General features: G+C 67.1%; 3 protein-coding genes. 1 reads left to right on the top strand and 2 read right to left on the bottom strand.

The features are described from left to right. Together glf and Q4E95_RS10885 are read right to left on the bottom strand one after the other, a co-directional pair. On the bottom strand, positions 1-1,165 hold a 1,165-nt coding region (gene glf / locus Q4E95_RS10890; RefSeq protein WP_303383330.1), incomplete at its 3' end, for a UDP-galactopyranose mutase. 103 nt (positions 1,166-1,268) lie between these two features. Further along, positions 1,269-2,456 carry a glycosyltransferase family 4 protein gene (locus Q4E95_RS10885; RefSeq protein WP_303383329.1) on the bottom strand — a complete coding sequence of 396 codons (1,188 nt, stop codon included), beginning with the start codon at positions 2,454-2,456 and terminating at the stop codon, positions 1,269-1,271. A 194-nt stretch (positions 2,457-2,650) separates the two neighbouring features. On the opposite strand from Q4E95_RS10885, the gene Q4E95_RS10880 reads away from it, so the two are divergent. Beyond that, positions 2,651-5,395: FtsK/SpoIIIE domain-containing protein (locus Q4E95_RS10880; protein WP_303383328.1), on the top strand; the 2,745-nt coding region annotated here is incomplete at its 3' end.

The following is a 5,395-nucleotide window of genomic DNA, read 5'->3' as shown; positions in this document are numbered from 1 at the left end:
TCAGCTGTGCACCGGACGTGAAGTGCGGTGCAATCTTGTTGTCCACCATGGACAGTGCGGCACCAATGGCCATGTGCATGTCCAGGTACTTGTAGGTGCCCAGTCGTCCGCCGAACAGCACGGACTGCTCGCCCTTGGCCAGATCACGGTAGGCCAGCAGCTTCTCGCGGTCCGCCGCGGTGTTGACCGGGTAGTAGGGTTCGTCGCCCTTGTCCGCGAAACGCGAGAACTCGCGCATGATCACGGTGGCGTCCTTGGTGTAGTCGCGTTCCGGGTGGAAGTGACGGAACTCGTGGATGCGGGTGTAGGGGACGTCCGGATCCGGATAGTTCATGACCGAGGTGCCCTGGAAATCCTCGATGTCCAGGACTTCCTCCTCCAGGTCAATGGTGCGCCAGGAGAGGTCGCCCTCGGTGTAGTCGAAGTAGCGGTCCACGGGGCCGGTGTAGATGACCGGAACCTGGCCCACCACGTTGGACTTGGAGAACTCCTGCGAGTCGTCGAAGAAGTCGGTGTCCAGGCGAACGTCGATGTTCGGGTGATCCGCCATGCGCTCGAGCCACGCGGTGTAACCATCCACCGGCAGACCCTCGTGGGTGTCGTTGAAGTAGCGGTTGTCGTAGGTGTAACGCACCGGAAGGCGGGAAATGATGGACGCGGGCAGGTCCTTGGGATCCGTCTGCCACTGCTTACCGGTGTAGTGCTTGATGAATGCCTCGTAGAGGGGGCGGCCGATCAGCTGGATGCCCTTGTCGTTGAGGTTCTGCGGGTCGGTTCCCGCGAGCTCGCCGGCCTGTTCACGAATCAAGTCTTGGGCCTCACCCGGAGAGTACGCCGAGCGGAAGAACTGGTTGATGGTGCCCAGGTTGATGGGCATGGGGAACACTTCGCCGTTGTGGCGGGTGTACACCCGGTGCACGTAGTTGGTGAACGCGGTGAAGCGGTTCACGTACTCCCACACGCGCTCGTTGGATGTGTGGAACAAGTGCGCGCCGTAGCGGTGCACCTCGATCCCGGTGCGTTCCTCGTTCTCGCTGTACGCGTTTCCGCCCAGGTGGGATCGACGGTCAATCATGGTGACCCGCAATCCCAATTCCCTGGCGGCTCGTTCTGCCACGGTCAAACCGAACAGACCCGAACCGACGACCACCAAATCAGTGTTCACGTGTTTACTCCCTACCATCTTCACGACCCGTGAGGGTCAAGACATCTTGCCCTAAGTTACCGGACTCCGCCGGTTCGGCACTTTCTTGACGCTGTGTGGACCGTCACCGCGCTCGGTTCCGGACGAACCCGCTGAGCACCCATTGGGCCGCGGCACGGCCCGAGGCACCCAAGGAGGCATGCGCGCGGGCCCAGTCCGAGCGGCGTCGTACGCCCGCGTCCCGATCGTGCAGACCGGACGGTTCGAGGGCGGTGCGCAGCGCGGCGGCGACCTCGGCGGCGTTGTGGCCCACGGCCTGTCCCAGATCGTTGTCCGTGACCAACTGCGCAGCCACCCCGCGGGCACCCGCGTAAATCACGGGCGTCCCGCACGCGGCGGCGGCATAGACCTTGGTGGGTTTGGCGAAGTCGTAGCCCCGGCCGGGAACGATCGAGGCGAGCGCGGCCACGGCACCGCGTGTGAAGGCAGCGGTGCGCTCGGGCGGTTGCATGCCGTCGAACACCACGTTGTCCGGGGCCACTTCGCGCGCCACACGCTCCATCCGTTCCACGTCCGAGCCGCGGCCCAAGAAATGGATCTTGACGTCCGGGTGCTCGGGCACGATCCGGGCGAGAGCGTCAATGAATACGTCCGCTCCCTGCCACTCCGACATCGAACCGGCGTACACGAAATAGGGTTCCGTGAGTTCCTCGGTCGGGCCGTCCGGGGTGAAGATGTCGGTGTCGATCCCGTTCTCGGCCACGAACATTTTGTCGCGTTTCACACCCGTGACCTCTGCAAGCTCCGCGCCCATGGCCTCGGAGACGGTGATCACGCCGCCCGCGCGGCGCGCGGACACGGTCTCGGCCAGGCGCATCAGTTCGGTGACGATCCGAGGCACGTCCATGGTGAGGGTCGCGGAGGTCCAGACATCCGGGTTGTACCAGATGTACGGGCGACGCCGCAGCGCACTCGAGGCCCACACGGCCAGTCCCGTGGTGGGCGGCGGCTCGCTGATCACGATGTCCGCGTCCATGACCAGCAGCCGGGCGAACGCTTGGATATCGAAACTCAAGTACTGGGGAATCCCGCGCACGTAGTCATACGCGTCGCGCAGCACCGGCACGCGAATCACCGAGTACGATTCCGCCGCGGTCGTGTCGCTCATCCCGCGCGGCGGCCGCGTGGTGAGCACCGTGACCTCTGCGCCTTCAGCGGCAAACCCCCTGGCCAGGGCGCGCAATCTGAACGAGGCAGCGGCCGGCTCCGGTGTGAAGATCCGAGTGACAATGACAACCTTCCGGGGTTTCATGATTTCCACTGTCTCACGTGCGGGTACCCGTTGCCGGGCCCGTCCACCGCTGGCCTCCGGTAATTTCCCGAGATTTTCCCGGTGCACGGTCTGCGCGCTGCACAACGACGACGCCGCCCGGGGCCTGCCGCCCGCTTCCACACCGGGACGTTCCCACCCCGGCCCATCGTGCGGGCGATGCTGTGCTGGGACCCATGGAAATCATGGTCGATCTGCGCTGGGCCGGCGGATCGGAGGAACAGGAGCACAGCGTGGCCATCGAGGCCGCACCGGGAGCCCCCGGGGTCAGCGTGGCTCTGGCGGTATGCACATTTCTGGGAGTCCACGCCGCGGCAACGATCGGCGGCACGAACGTGAACGCCGCACGCTTCGGCGAACCCCCGCTGGTGGACGGGGCAACCATCACGCTCAGCGAACACACCCCCTCTGTGGCCGACCCGGTGGGGTCCGGCACCCGAGTGCGCGCTGCTTTTTCCGGTGGGGAGGATCATCACGCGCGGAACCTAACACGGGGACATGACATGCCCCGGTTGACCGTGGTCTCCGGTGCTGCCTCCGGTACCGAGCTGGCCGTGGCCAGGGGTTCCCAGTGGCTGAGCAGCACCAACGGGGTCCCCATCCTGGCGGCGCGGGGAGCCGGAAGCGCTGCCACGGAAATCGTGATGGATCACTCCGGTATCCGGATCATGCCCGGTTCCATCCCGCTGCGGGAGGGTGACCGTTTGCGCTGCGGTGAGTCCTGGCTCGAGGTGAGCACGCCCACCGGGGACTCACCCGAGCACCGCCGCGTCCAGTGGGGTGCCGGGGAGGGCGGGGAGCGCAGCCCGTCGGAGATCATCACGGTCCACCGCGGCTCAGGGCACGGCGCCCGAATGGGCCTGGTCATGGGGCTGCTCCCCCTGGTTCTGGGAGTGGTCATCACCATCGTCACGGGCATGTGGTTCTTCATGGTCTTCAGCGCCCTGGGCGCCGTCGTCGCCGTGGTCAGCTGGGCCGTGGGTCGAGCGGCCGTGCTTCGGGAACGGACCCGCGTGGCCGCCGCACTGGAACGGGACCTGACACGCTGTGATCAGGCGGCGCCGTCGGCGGCGGAAGTGGTGCACCGACTGCGGCTGCTGGATTCGGGGGCGTCGCTGGCTCTTCCCGCGCTCGGCACCGCAGCGGTCCAACACGAGCGGTGGGTGCGACTGGGCGAGGCTCCGCGGGCCGCCGCCGTGACCGTGGGTGACGGCCCGTCGGCCGTGCCCGCGCAGCACCGCCTCGCACCCGTGCTCATCGACATGTCACGCGTGCCCCACCTGGACGTGCGGCTACCCTCCCGGCACCGCGGGGACGTGGTCAACGCCGTGGCCATGCAGTTGCTGACCGGCCCCGGAGCATTCCAGAACCTGATTGTCGATCCCACCGTGGAATGGCGCCCGCCGGCTCTTCCCACGTTGCACGTGACGGACGCGCAACGGCACGGCTCGGTCATCGGCCCGGCACTGGAAATCTATTCCGCGCGGACGGCCGCACTGATCCCGGTGACCCGGGAGCGCGTGCGACTCGTGGTCTCCGTCCCCGGTGACCGCGCCGATGCCGCCGCCGGTGGTGCCGTCCTCGCGTGGGACGGCGCTGCGGTCATTGCATGCGATGTACCCGGCGCGGTCCCCGGACTGGACGCGAGCGCCGGCCGGGATCGGATGAACCTGTGCGCCGACGGCGTGACGGCCTGCGTCTTCGCGCACGCCATGCAGCAGTGGTCGAGGGTTCAAGCGAGCGTTCCCTCGTTGCGCGACGTCTCGGGACTGCCGCGGACCGTGGGTTCTCATCTGATTCTTCCCGAACCCGACCGGATTCCCGATGTGTGGGCCGAGACTGCTCGCGTCCCCTTCCTGAGTGCCGCGATCGGGCTGTCGCGTCGCGGGGCGGAAGAGCTTTCCCTCGGTGATGAGCACCCGCATGTGCTGATCGCCGGCACCACGGGATGCGGCAAGTCCGAGGTGCTGAGGACGTTCGTGGCCTCACTTGCGTGCCGGTTCGCGCCGGAACGCTTGGAGTTCCTGTTCGTGGATTTCAAGGGCGGAGCCGCGTTGGCACCGCTCAGCGGACTCCCCCACCGGTGCACTCTGCTGACCGATTTGGCCCCGGAGGACGTGCGGCGCGCCCTGGAGTTCTTGCGCGCCGAACTCCGACGCCGCGAGCGCATCCTGTCCGAGCACGGCCTGTCGGACTTTCGACGGCTACTACACCGAGCGCGTGCCACGGAGCCCCTGGTGTTCCGGGAGCTCGTGATAGTGGTCGACGAGGTCAAGATGCTCGTGGACGCGTTCCCCGCAGCCGGTGACGAGCTCGCGAAGATCGCGACCGTGGGCCGGTCCCTGGGGATCCACCTGGTGTTGGCGACTCAACGCCCCCAGGGGGCGGTGCCTTCTGATGTGCGTGCCAATGTCACTCAGGCAGTATGTCTGCGGGTCCGGACGGATCAGGATTCCGCGGACATCATTGGGAGCCCCGTTGCCGCCGCCATTGCTGCCGAGACTCCGGGCCGGGCCTTCATCGACTCCGGCCACGGTTCTCCCGTGGAAGTGCAGACGGCCATTCTCACGAGTTGCGCCGCACCCCCTGTGACCGGTGTCCATATTCGTCTCGTGGGGAGGAACACACCTTTCCAATCCACCCGAGCAACGGAGACCCCCGATGCCGCAGCAAACGGGGTGCAGCGCGTGGTGGCGGACATTGTGAAGGCCCACCGGGTTCACGAGCCGATCGCGGAGTGTTCTCCTGACCCGGACGGGGCGTGTTCACCGGCGGATTTCTCGGTGAGCCCCGTGCCCGCTCCCCTCCCGGAACGCTCCGTTGCGGTTCCGACCGCCCCGGGCCACGTGGACCTGGGACCCGCGGAGAACTCCACCGACCACTGGACCGGCCGGGCATCCTGGCGCCTCCTGGCGGACGGC

Source organism: Kocuria sp. (assembly GCF_030536815.1).
In the GTDB taxonomy this organism is placed as follows: domain Bacteria; phylum Actinomycetota; class Actinomycetes; order Actinomycetales; family Micrococcaceae; genus Kocuria; species Kocuria gwangalliensis.
This window is presented reverse-complemented; position numbering and strand designations above follow the sequence as displayed.

Bases quoted from the DNA above. Each gene is read 5' to 3' on its own strand.
- Q4E95_RS10885 (WP_303383329.1), bottom strand. From the start codon at position 2,456: ATGAAACCCCGGAAGGTTGTCATTGTCACTCGGATCTTCACACCGGAG.